Below are 14161 nucleotides of genomic sequence, written 5' to 3' on the forward strand. Positions count from 1 at the left end.
GCCATGCAGTCACAGAAGATCTTCGGCATCGTCCTCGCCGGTGGCGAGGGAAAGCGGCTCATGCCCCTCACTGCCGACCGGGCCAAGCCCGCGGTTCCGTTCGGCGGGCAGTACCGGCTGATCGACTTCGCACTGTCCAACCTGATCAACTCCGGTCTCACCCAGATCGTGGTGCTGACTCAGTACAAGTCGCACTCGCTCGACCGCCATGTCTCCCAGACGTGGCGCCTCTCGGGCCTGCTGAATTCCTATGTCGCCTCGGTCCCCGCGCAGCAGCGCCTGGGCAAGCGCTGGTTCAGCGGCTCGGCCGACGCGATCCTGCAGAGCCTCAACCTGATCCGAGACGAGAAGCCCGACATCGTCGTGGTCGTCGGCGCCGACCACGTCTACCGGATGGACTTCTCGCAGATGATCGACGCGCACATCATGTCAGGAGCGAAGGCGACTGTCGCAGCGATCCGCCAGCCGATCGAGCTTGCGGACCAGTTCGGCGTCATCCAGCTCGCCGGTGACGAGGCGGGGGACGGCATCGTCCCGACGATGATTTCCGAGTTCCTCGAGAAGCCCAAGGACGCAGTCGGCCTGGCCGACTCGCCGCACGAGGTCCTCGCCTCGATGGGGAATTACGTCTTCGACGCCGACGCGCTGATCGATGCGGTCATCCGCGACGGCGAGTCCTCGACGTCGGACCACGACATGGGCGGCGACATCATCCCCGACTTCGTCGCGCGCGGCGAAGCGGGCGTCTACGACCTCAAGCTCAACGATGTCCCCGGCTCGACCGACCGCGACCGCTACTACTGGCGCGATGTCGGCACCATCGACTCCTTCTTCGAAGCGCACCAGGACCTCATCTCGGCACTGCCCGTGTTCAATCTCTACAACCAGCAGTGGCCGATCTTCTCGTCGCAGCTCAACTCGCCGCCGGCCAAAATCGTGCGTGACGGCAAGGGCAACATGGGATCGACGGTCGACTCGGTCGTCTCGCTCGGGACCGTCATCTCCGGTGCGCACATCGAGAGAAGCGTCGTCGGTCCGTGGACGATCATCGAGTCGAACGCGACGGTCACCGACTCCGTTGTCTTCGACAAGGTGCGCATCGGCCCGGACGCTCTGATCGCCCGCGCTATCCTCGACAAGGACGTCGTCGTCGAGCCCGGAGCTCGCATCGGCGTGGACCACGACCGCGATCGCGAACGCGGGTTCACTGTCACCGAGTCGGGCATCACCGTCGTCGGCAAGGGCGTCGTCGTCCACCCGTAGCACCCCCACGGGTCGAGATCTGCGCTCCGGCGCATCCACCCGACCGATTGGCCCGGCCCATGAGTGAGCGCCCTGCGACGCCTGCCCGCTTCCTCGTCGTCCTCGACGCGGACTCCACCCTCCTCCAGGACGAGGTCATTGAACTCCTCGCGGTCCACGCCGGGTCCGAGGAGCGCGTGGCGGCCGTGACGGAACGGGCGATGCGTGGTGAGCTCGACTTCGGCGAAAGCCTCCGCGAGCGGGTGGCGACCCTGGCGGGCGTTCCGGACACGGTCTTCTCGGGAGTGAGCGCCGGTGTCCGGGTCACGCCCGGTGCTGCCGAGCTCGTCGCGGGCGTGCATGCCGCAGGAGGCCGCATCGGAGTGGTCTCCGGCGGCTTCCACGAGATCCTCGATCCCGTCGCGGGTGCCCTCGCGCTGGACTTCGTCCGTGCGAACCGCCTGTGCTGCCGCGGCGGCACGCTGACGGGCGACGTCCACGGCCGGATCATCGACGCAGGAGCCAAGGCGGAGGCGCTGCGCGAGTGGGCGGCGGCCTCGGGAGTCCCTCCTCAGCGCACGATCGCCGTCGGCGACGGTGCCAACGATCTCGAGATGATGGCGGTCGCGGCCCTGGCCGTCGCCTTCAATGCCAAGCCCCTCGTCCGAGAACGCGCAGATCTCGTGCTCGGTGACCTCGACCTCGCGCAGCTCCTGCCGGTCCTGGGCCTGCGCGGCTGACGACATTCTCGCCTCCCGGCCGCGCGGCAGCGGTAGGGAAGCCGACGTCGTGAACGGCCGACTGACGCAGTGCCGTCGGTGCTGCTGTCACGCGAAAGGGTCGGCGCTGGTGACGAGTCGGGGAGGTGTCTTCTCCAGGGCCGCGTCACCGCGGCTCGGAGGGTGAGGTGGTTGTGGATGGTGACCCAGGCTGTTCAGGCTCACGGGCGGAGCGCGCGCGTGCTGCAGTGAAGCCGGATTCACGCGATCTCGCTCACCGTCTGGGTGCTCGCCGCGCTCGGGCTGGTCCTGCGTGCGCCCTTCATCCTGGGTCCTGGTCACCGCTTCGACGCGGACCACTCGGTCGTCTACCTCCTTTCACGACAAGTCGCTGAGGGGAGTTCGCGGCTTTCTTCTGGGGTCAGTCCTGCGGCGGGACCTTGCTGCAGACCACCGCGGGGCTCACGATGCTCGTCTTCGGTCGCCACGTCGAAGTCCTCGCGATCGTCTCACCGCTCCGGTTCCTCGGCGCCGCTGTCCTGCTCCATCCGGGGTTCTACGGTCCGGGGATCTGCTCGAGAACAAACGCCTGTCTGAGCGCGAACGCGCAGTGACGCGCGGACCGGTCAGTGCCCCATCCCGAGCCCGCCGTCAACCGGGATCACTGCGCCCGAGATGTAGGCCGCCTCATCGCTGGTCAGCCAGCGGGTGACCTTCGCGACCTCGGCCGCCGTTCCATAGCGCGCAAGCGGGATGCTCGTACGGTACTCGGCCTGCTGCTCCGCGGAGAGCCCAGCGGTCATGTCGGTCTCGATGAAGCCGGGAGCGACGACGTTCGCGGTGATGTTGCGGGCACCGAGCTCTCGGGTGAGCGAACGGGCGAAGCCCACGAGAGCCGCCTTCGATGAGGAGTAGTTGATCTGCCCGGGCGACCCGTAGAGGCCGACAACGCTGGAGATGAGGACGACGCGGCCGAAGCGCTGCTTCAGCATCCCCTTCGATGCACGCTTGACGACGCGGAAGGCCCCGGTGAGGTTGGTGTCGATGACGGAGGTGAAATCCTCCTCGGACATGCGCAGCAGCAGTGTGTCCCGCGTGATGCCCGCGTTCGCCACGAGGATGTCGACCGGCCCGAGCTCGGCTTCGACCTGCGTGAACGCGGCATCGATGGAGGCGGTGTCCGTCACGTCGGCGACGACGGTGAGCGACCCCTCCGGGCCGGAGCCCGAGCGCGCCGTGACGGCGACACGGTGACCAGCGACCACGAACTCCTGGGCGATGGCGAAGCCGATCCCCCGGTTGCCCCCGGTGACGAGGACGGTGCGCGGCGTGGTCATGGTGTCCCTCCTGCCGGCGCTCGTGCGGCGCCGGGCGACCCGTACATCCTAGAGGCGCGTCGCGCAACAGATTCCGGGATGCGGTCCTCCCGGTCCGCACCTGCCCGCCGGGACGTAAACTTGCAGGGCTGTGAAACCACGCGAAACTCTGACCTCCCTACCGCCGTCGCCGAGCGCCGAGCGGCGCTCCCGTGCGATCAAGTACTCGATCGCGATGGGCATCCGGATGCTCTGCGTGATCTGTCTGCTCTTCGCCCACGGCTGGTGGCTCCTCTTCTTCGCGATCGGAGCCGTCGTGCTCCCCTACTTCGCCGTCGTGCTCGCCAATGTCGGCAGCGCGGGCGAGGGGGGCGCAGTGGAGCGACCCGGCGCGATCGTCCTCTCCCGTCCCGTTCCGCCGCCGCCCCCGGCCGCCGACTCCGAGGCGCCGTTGGGCCCTGAGGGCGGCGACCCGCGGGGAGCACGGCCGTGATTCCGCTCGGAGGAATTCCGGACGCGCACGTCTGCTCACGGGCGGGCTGCCAGACCACGGCGACCTACGCGGTGGAGTGGCGGAACCCGAAGATCCATGCCGAGGACCGCCGCAAGACCTGGCTGGCCTGCGGCGAGCACCTCGACTTCCTGCGGGAGTTCCTTTTGGCCCGGGACTTCCCGCTCGAGGTCAAGCCGCTCTACACAGTCGATCGCGGAGCCGCGCTGTGAGCGCAGACGCGCCGCGGCCCTCCTGGCGCTTCGTGCTCTCCCGCCGCTGGTTCGGATACCTCGCCCTCGCGATCGTCTTCGCTATCGCCTGCATCCTGCTCTCGCGCTGGCAGATGGCGCGCCTCGATGAGGCTGCCTCGACCAATCGGCTGGTCACGGCGAACTGGACCGCCGATCCGAGCGCCCTTGACGGCCTGCTGCCGGCCGGGTCGCCCTGGAATGACGCTCTCGAGTACCGCCCCGTCGAGGTCAACGGCGTCTACGAGACGCAGGGGCAGACGCTGGTGCGCAACCGCCCCTACAACGGCAACCCCGGCTTCGAGGTTCTCACGCCCCTCCGCCTCGCCGACGGCGGTCTGTTCGTCGTGGACCGCGGCTGGATCCCGGTCGGTTCGACCGAGGACTCCCCCGACACAGTCCCTGCCCCGCCGGAGGGCGAGGTGACCGTCGTCGCCCGCCTCAAGCCTGCCGAGGGGCGGATCGAGGGCCGCTCCGCACCCGCCGGTCAGATCGCGACCATTCAGCTCGACGACCTCGCGGCTCAGCTGGATGAGCCCCTCCGCACGGCGGCCTACGGCCTGCTCGTCGCCGAGGCACCCGCGCCACTCGACGCTCCCCCGCTTGCCGCGATCAAGCCGGTCGCGGACGAGGGCCTGCACATCAGCTACGCCATCCAGTGGGTGCTGTTCGCGGTCATGGGCTTCGGCGGGCTCCTCTGGGCAATCCGGCACGAGTACCGGATTCGCAACGCCGACGACCCCGAGGTTGTCGCGGCCGAGGAGCGCCGCGAGCAGCGTCGGCGCCGTCGAGGTCGGAGTGATTCCGAGGTCGAGGACGAGCTGCTCGACGCCCGTCAGGCCAGCGTGATCAGGTCGAGGTAGTCGGTCGCCCAGTGGTCCTCGGTGCCCTCGGGCATGATCAGCACACGCTCGGGGTTCAGGGCTTCGACGGCTCCCTCGTCGTGGCTGACCAGAACGACCGCCCCCTCGTAGTGGGCGAGCGCGTCCAGGATCTCCTCGCGGCTCGCCGGGTCGAGGTTGTTCGTGGGCTCGTCGAGCAGGAGCACATTCGCGCCGGACACGACGATCATCGCGAGAGCGAGGCGGGTCTTCTCTCCGCCCGAGAGGACGCCCGCCGGCTTGTGCGAGTCGTCCCCCGTGAAGAGGAACGAGCCCAGCACCCGACGGGCCTCGGTCTCGGTGAGGTTCGGACTGGCCGAGACCATGTTCTCCAGCACTGAGCGCTTGACGTCGATCGTCTCGTGCTCCTGTGCGTAGTAGCCGATCCGCAGTCCGTGCCCGGCCTCGATCACGCCGGTGTCGGGCTGGTCGACACCGCCGAGGATCCGCAGCAGTGTCGTCTTGCCCGCGCCGTTCAGACCCAGGATGACGACCTTGGAGCCGCGGTCGATGGCGAGGTCGACAGCCGTGAAGATTTCGAGCGAGCCGTAGCTCTTCGACAGGTTCTCGGCGTGCAGAGGAGTGCGCCCGCAGGCCATCGGAGTCGGGAAGCGCAGCTTGGCGACGCGATCCACCGCGCGCACCTCCTCGAGGCCGCTGAGCATCTTCTCGGCGCGGGCGACCATCTGGTGCGCGGCCGCTGCCTTGGAGGCCTTGGCTCCGAATCGCGCGGCCTGGAGCTGGAGTGCGCCCGCCTTCTTCTCGACGTTCGCGCGCTCCTTTTTGCGACGCTCCTCGTCGGCGGCGCGCTGGCGCTGGTAGTTCTTCCAGTTCATGTTGTAGACGTCGATGACCTGGCGGTTGGCGTCGAGGTAGAAGACGCGGTTCACGGTCTCGCCGACAAGCTCGATGTCGTGGCTGATCACGATGAAACCGCCGCGGTAGTTCTTGAGGAACTCGCGAAGCCAGACCACCGAATCCGCATCGAGGTGGTTCGTCGGCTCGTCGAGGATGAGCGTGCTGGCGTCCGAGAACAGGATGCGTGCGAGCTCGATCCGGCGCCGCTGGCCACCGGAAAGCGTCTTCAGCGGCTGCTCGAGGATCCGATCGGGCAGGTTGAGGTTGCTCGCGATGGACGCAGCCTCCGCCTCCGCCGCGTACCCGCCCAGCGCGAGGAAGCGGTCGGTCAGAGTGCCGTACTTCTTCATGCCGGACGCGCTGACGGAGGCATCGCTGCTCGACATCGCGACGGTCGCCTCCTGCATACCGAGCACGAGCTGCCCCAGCCCGCGCGCGTCGAGAATGCGGGTACGCGCCAACTCGTCCGGGTCACCGGAGCGCGGGTCCTGCGGCAGGTAGCCGATCTCGCCACCGCGGTCGACCGTGCCCCTCGAGGCGATCAGGTCGCCCGCGAGGACCTTGGTCAGCGTCGTCTTCCCCGCCCCGTTGCGGCCGACGAGGCCGACCTTGTCGCCGTCGCTGACCCGGAAGGAGACGTTCTCCATCAGGAGTCGGGCGCCGACTCGGAGTTCGAGGTCGTGCACGCTGAGCACAGTTCTGTCCGTTCTCGCCAAGAAATGGCGCTCGGTTCGTCAGGGATGAGGCAAGAGGCCGCGATACAGCAGCCCCCTAGTATAAATGCTGCGCCACCGGGCAGATCGACGTCCGTGTCCACTCAGCGCTTCCGTACCCTCGTCGCACCGCGGCCGGTCTTTGGAGGACCCATGTCCACACTCTCGCTCGGACCGTCTCGGCCGGTGCTTGCCGACATCCTCGTCACTCGGTCACTCGCGACCGACCTGGCCCTCGTGCTCGGCGGTGCCGCCGTGACCGCGGGTCTGGCGCAGATCACCGTCCCGATGTGGCCGGTGCCGGTCACGGGACAGACGCTGGCCGTCCTGCTGGTCGGCTCGACGCTCGGTGCAGCGCGCGGTGCGTCCTCGCTCGCGCTGTACCTCGTCCTCGGGCTGGTCGGCCTGCCCGTGTACGCCCCGCAGGCCGACGGTACTCACTCGACCGGTCTCGCGGCGGCCGCATCGCCGAGCTTCGGCTACATCGTCGGCTTCGTGCTCTCGGCAGCCGTCGTCGGCTGGTTGTCGGAGCGATCGTGGGAGCGCGTCTTCCCCAAGGCATTGGCAACGTTCGTCGGCGGCTCGCTGGTCGTCTTCGCCGTCGGTCTGCCGTGGCTCGCGGTGAGCCTGCACACCCTCGGCTACCCGAGCGACCTGCAATCGACCCTCGTGGGAGGCTTCTACCCGTTCCTGATCGGCGGAGCGGCTAAGGCGGTCATCGCCGCGGTCCTCCTGCCGGTGGCCTGGCGCGGAGCGGACGCCCTGACGAAGCGGCGCCGCTGAGCCGAATCGTCGCGAACGCCGAAGGGCCGGGGGGCATCGTCCTCCCGGCCCTTCGGCGTTCGCCGTGCAGTCTCTAGATCGAGAAGCCGAGCGCGCGCATCATGTCGCGGCCGTCCTCGGTGATCCGCTCGGGACCCCACGGCGGCATCCAGACCCAGTTGATCCTGAAGGCCTCGACGATGCCGTCCAGCGACTCCGCGGTCTGCTCCTCGAGGACGTCGGTCAGCGGACAGCCCGCCGAGGTGAGGGTCATGTGGATCACGAGGGCGTCGTTCTCGTCGTCCCAGCCCAGATCGTAGATCAGGCCCAGATCGACGACGTTCACCCCGAGCTCGGGGTCCATGACGTCCTTGAGCGCCTCCTCGACCTGGTCGAAGAGCTTCGGATCGAGAGTGGTGACCCCCACGATCAGACCGTCGCCGACGTCAGGAAGCGGTCGTAGCCCTCGTCCTCGAGCCGCGAGGCCAACTCCTTGCCGCCCTGCTCGGCGACGCGGCCGGCGACGAAGACGTGCACGAAGTCCGGCTGGATGTAGCGCAGGATCCGGGTGTAGTGCGTGATCAGCAGCACGCCGAGGCCGGTGCTCTGGTGCGCGCGGTTCACACCCTCCGACACGATCTTGAGCGCATCGACGTCGAGACCGGAGTCGGTCTCGTCGAGGACGGCGAACTGCGGGGCGAGCAGCTCGAGCTGGAGGATCTCGTTGCGCTTCTTCTCGCCGCCCGAGAAGCCCTCGTTGACGTTGCGCGCCGCGAAGGACGAGTCCATCCGCAGGTTCGCCATCGCGGCCTTGACGTCCTTGGTCCACGTGCGGATCGCCGGCGCCTCGCCATCGATCGCGGTCTTCGCCGTGCGAAGGAAGTTGGTGTTGGTCACACCGGGGATCTCGACCGGGTACTGCATCGCGAGGAACAGGCCGGCGCGGGCACGCTCGTCGACGGTCATGTCGAGGACCTCGACACCGTCGAGGGTGATTGATCCGCCGTCGACGTGGTACTTGGGGTGTCCCGCGATCGTGTACGCCAGGGTGGACTTACCGGACCCGTTGGGGCCCATGATCGCGTGGATCTCGCCCTTGTTGATGGTGAGATCGACACCGCGGAGGATCTGCTTGGTCCCCTGCTCGGTCTCGACACTGACGTGGAGATCGCTGATCTGGAGAACGGACATTCAGACTTCCTTCGTGACAGTCGGGTCGATGTAAACGTCGCCGTCGATGATCTCGACGACGAAGACGGGGACCGGCTCGTACGCCGGGAGGTTCAGCGGGGCGCCGGTGCGCAGGGAGAACTGGGAGCCGTGCGCCCAGCACTCAAGGCTCTCGCCCTCGACGAAGCCTTCGGACAGCGAAATCTCGCCATGTGTGCAGGTATCGCCGATCGCGTGGATGTCGCCGGCGGAGTCCTGGACGACCGCGATCGCGACTCCGTCGACCTCGACGCGGATGGCCTGATTGGGGATCAGCTCGGAGACCGAGCAGATCATCGCGGCGTTGCTCATGCTGTGACCGCCGCTCCGCGCGAGGATCCTGTCTGACCGGCGCTGCCAGCCAGCTCGGCCTCGATCGCGAGCTGCAGGCGGTCCTCGAGCTCAGCCACCTTGATCTGCTGCACGATCTCGCTCAGGAAGCCGCGGACCACCAATCGACGCGCCTCGTCTTCGCGGATGCCGCGCGACTGCAAGTAGAAGAGCTGCTCGTCGTCGAAGCGACCGGTCGCCGAGGCGTGTCCCGCTCCGGCGATGTCGCCGGTCTCGATCTCGAGGTTCGGGATGGAGTCGGCGCGCGTGCCGTCCGAGAGAACCAGGTTGCGGTTCTGCTCGTAGCTGTCGGTGCCGGTCGCGCTGTTGCGGATCAGGACATCGCCGACCCAGACGGTGCGCGCGCCCTCACCCTGCAGTGCGCCCTTGTAGGTCACGCGGCTGCGGGTGTCGGGGGCGTCGTGGTCGACGTACACCTGCTGTTCGAGGTGCTGGCCGCCGTCGGCGAAGTACAGGCCGAACAGCTCCCCCTCCGCCCCGCGCTCGACGAGGTGCGCCGAGGGATTCACCCGGACGATGGATCCGCCGAGGCTGACCACGATGTGCTTCAGCTTCGCGTCGCGTCCCACGCGGATGATGTGGTTGGCGAGGTGGCGGGCGCCGTCGGCCCACTCCTGCACGGTGACCACGGTGAGCTGCGCGCCCTCGCCCACCAGGATCTCGACGTTCTCGGCGAGCGAGGCCTCACCCTCGTTCTGCAGCACGACGACGGCGCGGGCGTAGGGGGCCGCCTCGATGATCGTGTGCGCGGCGCGGGGTGCGGAGCCGAGACCGGAGCGGATGAAGGTTGCGACCTTCTCGTCCTCGCCCGTGATACGCACGACGAGGGCCTTCTCGAAGCTCGACCAGGCGTTCGCGGCGGCACGGTCCTCGGGCAGACCGGCCATGCCGATCCGCTCGTCGTCGCGGCCGACCCACGAGACGTTCACCCCGTCCACCACTGCATGCTCGAGCGAGGCGGGCGAGCCGTCGAGCGCGCCGTCGATGAGATCGCCCAGGCGCGCAACGGGCGTCAGCTTCCAGGCGATCTCGCGGCCGTTCACGGCCTCAAAGGCCAGAACGTCGGCCGAGGCGAAGCGCTCGGAGCGCGTCTGCACGGGCGTGAACGCCCCATCGGAGTGGGCACTGATGCCCAGGCGCTCAGCGGCGGCCGCGCCGTCGATCTCGGAGGTCGCGGCGCTCGTGGGGACCGTCATCTGGCGGTGATTCCTTTCGATGAGTGCGGGGCGCCCCATTCGGGCGCCCGTTCGAGGGGGGAGGCGGGCGTCAACCGACGCTGCCCTCCATCCCCATCTCGATCAGCTTGTTCAGCTCGAGCGCGTACTCCATGGGCAGTTCGCGCGCGATCGGCTCGATGAAGCCGCGGACGATCATGGCCATCGCCTCGTCCTCCGGCAGGCCGCGAGACATCAGGTAGAAGAGCTGCTCCTCGCTGACCTTCGACACGGTCGCCTCGTGGCCGAGTTGCACGTCGTCGACGCGGATGTCGATCGCCGGATACGTGTCCGAGCGCGAGATGGTGTCGACGAGGAGTGCGTCGCAACGCACGGTGTTCGCCGAGTGGTGCGCGTTGGCGTCCACCCGGACCTCTCCGCGGTACCCGGCCCGGCCGCCTCCGCGGGCGATCGACTTCGAGACGATCGACGACTGCGTGTACGGCGCCATGTGCACCATCTTCGCGCCGGCGTCCTGGTGCTGACCGGGGCCCGCGAACGCGACGGAGAGGGTCTCACCCTTGGCGTGCTCGCCGACCAGGAAGATCGACGGGTACTTCATGGTGACCTTGGAGCCGATGTTGCCATCGATCCACTCCATCGTCGCGCCCTCGTGAGCGATTGCGCGCTTGGTGACGAGGTTGTAGACGTTGTTGGACCAGTTCTGGATCGTCGTGTAGCGCACGCGGGCGTTCTTCTTCACGATGATCTCGACCACGGCCGAGTGCAGGGAATCCGACTTGTAGATCGGAGCCGTGCACCCCTCGATGTAGTGGACGTAGCTGTCCTCGTCCGCGATGATCAGGGTCCGCTCGAACTGGCCCATGTTCTCGGTGTTGATCCGGAAGTAGGCCTGCAGCGGGATGTCGACATGGACACCCTTGGGAACGTAGACGAACGAGCCGCCGGACCAGACCGCGGTGTTCAGCGCCGCGAACTTGTTGTCGCCCGCGGGGATGACGGTGCCGAAGTACTCCTCGAAGATCTCGGGGTGCTCGCGGAGGGCCGTGTCCGTGTCCATGAAGATGACGCCCTGCTCCTCCAGGTCCTCGCGGATCTGGTGGTAGACGACCTCGGACTCGTACTGTGCCGCGACGCCGCCGACGAGGCGCTGGCGCTCTGCCTCGGGGATGCCGAGCTTCTCATAGGTGTTCTTGATGTCGTCGGGGAGGTCGTCCCAGGTCTGCGCCTGCTTCTCGGTGGAGCGGACGAAGTACTTGATGTTGTCGAAGTCGATGTCCGACAGATCGGCGCCCCACGTGGGCATGGGCTTGCGCTCGAAGAGCTTCAGCGCCTTCATGCGGCGGTCGCGCATCCAGGCGGGCTCATTCTTCAGCGCGGAGATGTCGGAGACGACCTCGGGTGAGACCCCGCGACGTGCGGACGCTCCAGCGGAGTCCGAGTCGGACCAGCCGAACTCGTAAACGCCCAGGCTCTCGAGCTCGGGGCGGTCGATCAGGATGTCTGACATGTGTACCTCGTTTCCTACCCACTGCTAACCGGTCGGGTCCCGGAGTCATTCCCCCGGGGGTGACCCGCGGGTGCTTTCCGGCCGGTCGCGCCATCGATCTGATGCGCGAAGCGGGTGATGTGCGTCCCTGGGATTCCTGAGGTGTGCTTCGGCGCTTCGTCGGGCCGTCCGTGCGGGTCACGCGCCCTGTCCGCGAAACGCAGGCTGCGCTCAGGACGACGCGGGATGCGATGGAGCGTGACCAGCTTCTCATTCTACGGGCGTCCGCCGCTCAGCGGAACCTCCGCACCTGGGTGTCGGCCGGGCGCCGGGCGACACGCCGTCAGACACACATGGCCATACGAGTGTCAGTGGTCCGTGATGCAGTCCTCCCATGACGATCAACACCTCGATCCCGATCCCCGCCCGACTCCTGACCGCACTGTTCGCTGCGGGCCTGCCCGCCGAGCCCGCCTGCGCGTTCGGTCCCCTCGCCCGCGCGCTCGCCTCGGAACTCCCGCTCCGGGCACTCCCCCGCGTGCTGCTACGACTACGCCGGCACCTGCTCTTCGCCGAGCAGACCCCACCGCTCAGGCGGTCGGCTGGAGCTGCGGAGCGGATTCGCGGCGCTGAGCACGCACGGTGAACAGCCGTGGATTCACATCGAGCAGCACGCGGACGGCACCGACCCAGACGAGCGCCGATCCGAGCAGATGGACGGCGACGAGAGCCTCGGGCAGCGCCGTGAGCGACTGCACGACACCGACCAGGGCCTGCAGCACCACGACCACGAGGAAGGTCACGACGCGCCGCCGGGAGAGTTCGGAGCCCGCCACCCGCGACAGGCGCGCGAGCAGCACGGCACCCGCGAGGAGCACCGCCGTCCCGAGGACCCCGTGGACGACGCTCACGCTCTCCCAGTGGAACTGCATGCGAGGTACCTCCGCCGAGTCGCCGGCGTGCGGACCGGTGCCCGTCACGAGGGTCCCGACGAGGATCACGAGCAGGGTGAGAGCGACAAGGCCGATGCTGAGCACCCGCGTCACGCGGTCCGGTGCGAAGGCGACGGACTGCGAGCGGTGGGCGCGGTGCCAGGTGAGGGCGGTCGTGGTGAGCAGGGCGATCGCAAGGACGAAGTGCCCGGCCACGATGTACGGGTTGAGACCGGAGTGCACGGTTGCTCCCCCCGCGAGGGCGTTGGCGACCACGAGCCAGAACTGCGACCACGCGAGCCGGGTCATGGTGCGATCGCGCGGCTTCTGCAGGCGCGCAGCGGTGATCGCCCAGCCGACCGCGACCACGAGGACACCGGTGAAGGCGCGGTTCGTGAACTCGATGAAACCGTGGATTCCCAGCTCCGGCGTGGAGGTGAGGGAGCCCGTCTCGCAGGCGGGCCACGTCGGGCAGCCAAGACCGGAGCCGGTGAGCCGGACGACTCCGCCGAAGAAGATGATCAGGATGCTCGCAAGGAGCGCCGCGGTGGTCCCCCAGCGCAGGGCGCGCGGCCCCAGGCTCACCCGCTCCGCGAGGAAGGCGAACGGCGTGATCATCAGAACGGCAGCAGCGGGTCGATGCCGACGGCGAGGAAGAGCAGGGTGAGGTACCCGATCGAACCGTGGAAGACCCGCATGGGTGAGACGTGCTCGTGACGAATCGCCAGACTGTACAGGCGGTGCGTCTCGGCGACGAACCAGACTCCACTACCGAGGGCGACCACGGTGTATACGACTCCCATGCCCGCGACGGGGATGAGCAGGAGCGAGCAGACGACGGCGGCCCAGGCGTAAAGGATCACCTGGAGGCCGACGATGGTGCGCCCGCGAACAACGGCCAGCATGGGGACGCCCGCCGCCTGGTAGTCGTCGCGGTACTTCATCGAGAGCGGCCAGTAGTGCGGCGGCGTCCAGAGGAAGATCACCGAGAAGAGGATGACCGGCGCCCAGTCGAGCGAGTTCGTCACCGCGGCCCAGCCGATCAGGACGGGCATGCAGCCCGCGATCCCGCCCCAGACGATGTTCTGCGGAGTGCGGCGCTTGAGAAAGAGGGTGTAGAAGACGACGTAGATGAGGATCGCGGCGAACGAGAGACCCGCGGAGAGCCAGTTCGCGGTGAGACCGAGCCAGACGATCGAGAGCACGCCGATCGTGGTCGCGAACACGAGCGCCGACCGGTCCGAGATCACCCCCGTCACGAGCGGACGGTTCTTCGTCCGGTTCATGATGCGGTCGATGTCGCGGTCGAAGTAGCAGTTGAAGGCGCCGGCGGATCCCGCGCTCAGCGCACCACCGATCAGGACGTTCAGCACGAGCAACAGATCCGGGATACCACCCTGCGCCAGAATCATCGTGGGTGCCGTCACCACGAGGAGAAGCTCGATCACCCGTGGCTTCGTCAGAGCGACGAAGGCCTTCACCTTGCGCGAGAGGGTCGTCGACGCCCCGCCCCCCTCGATGGCGGTGGTCTCCACGACTGCGTCCATTGCTCCTCTAACGATTCGATGATCCCGAACGAGTGTAATGCGCCCGCCAGGGAGCAGGGTCCGGCGTGCACGCTTGTCCAATCGGACGCAGACAAATGCGACCGCGCAACCCCCGGTCCACGGGGCACCCCCTCCGTATACTCGGGACTGCTCGCCAGAGTGCCCGGTACGTCTCCGAGCCCGCCCGATGATCGTCGGCACGGGGCCGAGAGGGCCGTCGCCGGAG

General features: G+C 68.1%; 16 protein-coding genes. 7 read left to right on the top strand and 9 right to left on the bottom strand.

What is annotated here, in order from left to right; all coding sequences use genetic code 11:
• The first annotated feature begins 3 nt into the window (after positions 1–3).
• The 3 genes from C5D07_RS11315 to C5D07_RS15800 all read left to right on the top strand — a co-directional run bounded on the left by C5D07_RS11315 (position 4) and on the right by C5D07_RS15800 (position 2575).
• A complete protein-coding gene (locus C5D07_RS11315; protein ID WP_068252994.1) occupies positions 4–1263 on the top strand; it encodes a glucose-1-phosphate adenylyltransferase in 1260 nt (419 codons plus the stop codon).
• 59 nt (positions 1264–1322) lie between these two features.
• Positions 1323–1982 (top strand): phosphoserine phosphatase SerB, encoded by a 660-nt coding sequence (serB, locus tag C5D07_RS11320; protein WP_068252991.1) that lies wholly within the window; start codon positions 1323–1325, stop codon positions 1980–1982.
• Positions 1983–2401: 419 nt separating this feature from the next.
• Positions 2402–2575 (top strand): hypothetical protein, encoded by a 174-nt coding sequence (locus tag C5D07_RS15800; protein WP_157593789.1) that lies wholly within the window; start codon positions 2402–2404, stop codon positions 2573–2575.
• 12 nt (positions 2576–2587) lie between these two features.
• Here the strand turns inward: C5D07_RS15800 and fabG are convergent, their stop codons facing one another.
• Positions 2588–3298 carry a 3-oxoacyl-ACP reductase FabG gene (gene fabG, locus C5D07_RS11325; RefSeq protein WP_104259375.1) on the bottom strand — a complete coding sequence of 237 codons (711 nt, stop codon included), beginning with the start codon at positions 3296–3298 and terminating at the stop codon, positions 2588–2590.
• 130 nt (positions 3299–3428) lie between these two features.
• Between fabG and C5D07_RS11330 the strand changes: the two genes are divergently transcribed.
• Genes C5D07_RS11330 through C5D07_RS11340 form a run of 3 tightly spaced genes read left to right on the top strand, consistent with a single transcriptional unit; the run spans position 3429 to position 4881 of the window.
• Positions 3429–3770 (top strand): DUF3099 domain-containing protein, encoded by a 342-nt coding sequence (locus C5D07_RS11330; protein WP_084415859.1) that lies wholly within the window; start codon positions 3429–3431, stop codon positions 3768–3770.
• Positions 3767–4000, top strand: coding sequence for a hypothetical protein (locus C5D07_RS11335; RefSeq protein WP_181026346.1), 234 nt, complete (start codon positions 3767–3769; stop codon positions 3998–4000). Before C5D07_RS11330 ends, C5D07_RS11335 begins: the two co-directional genes overlap by 4 nt.
• Positions 3997–4881 carry an SURF1 family cytochrome oxidase biogenesis protein gene (locus C5D07_RS11340; RefSeq protein WP_068252986.1) on the top strand — a complete coding sequence of 295 codons (885 nt, stop codon included), beginning with the start codon at positions 3997–3999 and terminating at the stop codon, positions 4879–4881. Before C5D07_RS11335 ends, C5D07_RS11340 begins: the two co-directional genes overlap by 4 nt.
• Here the strand turns inward: C5D07_RS11340 and C5D07_RS11345 are convergent.
• On the bottom strand, positions 4854–6452 hold the full coding sequence (locus C5D07_RS11345) for an ABC-F family ATP-binding cassette domain-containing protein (protein WP_104259376.1): 1599 nt from the start codon (positions 6450–6452) through the stop codon (positions 4854–4856). The two genes, C5D07_RS11340 and C5D07_RS11345, sit on opposite strands and share 28 nt — an antisense overlap.
• Positions 6453–6623: 171 nt before the next feature.
• Between C5D07_RS11345 and C5D07_RS11350 the strand changes: the two genes are divergently transcribed.
• Positions 6624–7253, top strand: a complete 630-nt coding sequence (locus C5D07_RS11350; RefSeq protein ID WP_104259377.1) for a biotin transporter BioY — start codon at positions 6624–6626, stop codon at positions 7251–7253.
• A 73-nt stretch (positions 7254–7326) separates the two neighbouring features.
• Here the strand turns inward: C5D07_RS11350 and C5D07_RS11355 are convergent, their stop codons facing one another.
• The 7 genes from C5D07_RS11355 to C5D07_RS11390 all read right to left on the bottom strand — a co-directional run bounded on the left by C5D07_RS11355 (position 7327) and on the right by C5D07_RS11390 (position 13935).
• Positions 7327–7659: a metal-sulfur cluster assembly factor gene (locus C5D07_RS11355; RefSeq protein WP_373408346.1), complete on the bottom strand. Its 333-nt coding sequence runs from the start codon at positions 7657–7659 to the stop codon at positions 7327–7329.
• Positions 7660–7661: 2 nt separating this feature from the next.
• Positions 7662–8423, bottom strand: a complete 762-nt coding sequence (sufC, locus tag C5D07_RS11360) for a Fe-S cluster assembly ATPase SufC (RefSeq protein ID WP_068252978.1) — start codon at positions 8421–8423, stop codon at positions 7662–7664.
• Complete coding sequence (locus C5D07_RS11365) at positions 8424–8753, bottom strand: non-heme iron oxygenase ferredoxin subunit (RefSeq protein ID WP_084415858.1); 330 nt, start codon at positions 8751–8753, stop codon at positions 8424–8426.
• On the bottom strand, positions 8750–9988 hold the full coding sequence (gene sufD / locus C5D07_RS11370) for a Fe-S cluster assembly protein SufD (protein ID WP_104259378.1): 1239 nt from the start codon (positions 9986–9988) through the stop codon (positions 8750–8752). The genes C5D07_RS11365 and sufD overlap by 4 nt, the downstream gene beginning before the upstream one ends.
• A 70-nt stretch (positions 9989–10058) precedes the next feature.
• Positions 10059–11477, bottom strand: coding sequence for a Fe-S cluster assembly protein SufB (gene sufB / locus C5D07_RS11375; RefSeq protein ID WP_068252972.1), 1419 nt, complete (start codon positions 11475–11477; stop codon positions 10059–10061).
• Between the two features lie 569 nt (positions 11478–12046).
• Entirely contained in the window at positions 12047–13006 is a 960-nt protein-coding gene (locus C5D07_RS11385) for a COX15/CtaA family protein (protein ID WP_104259380.1), read from the bottom strand.
• Positions 13006–13935 carry a heme o synthase gene (locus tag C5D07_RS11390; protein ID WP_068252966.1) on the bottom strand — a complete coding sequence of 310 codons (930 nt, stop codon included), beginning with the start codon at positions 13933–13935 and terminating at the stop codon, positions 13006–13008. The genes C5D07_RS11385 and C5D07_RS11390 overlap by 1 nt, the downstream gene beginning before the upstream one ends.
• Between the last annotated feature and the right edge of the window lie 226 nt (positions 13936–14161).

Origin of the sequence: Rathayibacter tritici (assembly GCF_002932875.1) — a bacterium.
Taxonomy (GTDB): Bacteria; Actinomycetota; Actinomycetes; order Actinomycetales; family Microbacteriaceae; genus Rathayibacter; species Rathayibacter tritici.

Bases quoted from the DNA above. Each gene is read 5' to 3' on its own strand.
- C5D07_RS11315 (WP_068252994.1), top strand. From the start codon at position 4: ATGCAGTCACAGAAGATCTTCGGCATCGTCCTCGCCGGTGGCGAGGGA.
- serB (WP_068252991.1), top strand. From the start codon at position 1,323: ATGAGTGAGCGCCCTGCGACGCCTGCCCGCTTCCTCGTCGTCCTCGAC.
- fabG (WP_104259375.1), bottom strand. From the start codon at position 3,298: ATGACCACGCCGCGCACCGTCCTCGTCACCGGGGGCAACCGGGGGATC.
- C5D07_RS11350 (WP_104259377.1), top strand. From the start codon at position 6,624: ATGTCCACACTCTCGCTCGGACCGTCTCGGCCGGTGCTTGCCGACATC.
- sufC (WP_068252978.1), bottom strand. From the start codon at position 8,423: ATGTCCGTTCTCCAGATCAGCGATCTCCACGTCAGTGTCGAGACCGAG.
- C5D07_RS11365 (WP_084415858.1), bottom strand. From the start codon at position 8,753: ATGAGCAACGCCGCGATGATCTGCTCGGTCTCCGAGCTGATCCCCAAT.
- sufD (WP_104259378.1), bottom strand. From the start codon at position 9,988: ATGACGGTCCCCACGAGCGCCGCGACCTCCGAGATCGACGGCGCGGCC.
- sufB (WP_068252972.1), bottom strand. From the start codon at position 11,477: ATGTCAGACATCCTGATCGACCGCCCCGAGCTCGAGAGCCTGGGCGTT.
- C5D07_RS11385 (WP_104259380.1), bottom strand. From the start codon at position 13,006: ATGATCACGCCGTTCGCCTTCCTCGCGGAGCGGGTGAGCCTGGGGCCG.
- C5D07_RS11390 (WP_068252966.1), bottom strand. From the start codon at position 13,935: ATGGACGCAGTCGTGGAGACCACCGCCATCGAGGGGGGCGGGGCGTCG.